The sequence below is a fragment of the Vibrio sp. 1180_3 genome (genome assembly GCF_029478545.1).
GTDB lineage: Bacteria > Pseudomonadota > Gammaproteobacteria > Enterobacterales > Vibrionaceae > Vibrio > Vibrio aestuarianus.
The window spans coordinates 1-255 of the sequence record NZ_SJFM01000272.1; the positions used below are offsets into that span (position 1 = coordinate 1).

Sequence of the window (255 nt, forward strand, 5' to 3'; positions counted from 1 at the left end):
CTCCCTCTGGGAAAGCCTTCGTGGCCGATAGTGATGCAGGTATAGGAGGTTGGAAAAAGCGAAGGCTGCATTGTAACGATGCAGATACAGATTCATATCTGATCACGAAAGTGGGCTGACTTCCGACAGGTCTTCCGTTGCAAGAGAATTTGAAGAACTTTATTCAAGGAGAAACGCAAATGATGATTTCAAAAGAGATTAGTGCCTCTCCTGACAGTGCTCAATGGCAATCCACCAATTGGAAAGACGTTGAAT

General features: G+C 44.7%; 1 pseudogene. It reads left to right on the forward strand.

What is annotated here, in order from left to right:
• Positions 1 to 179: 179 nt before the first annotated feature.
• Positions 180 to 255, forward strand: a pseudogene (locus EYW48_RS22080) (RNA-directed DNA polymerase); the annotation flags it as partial.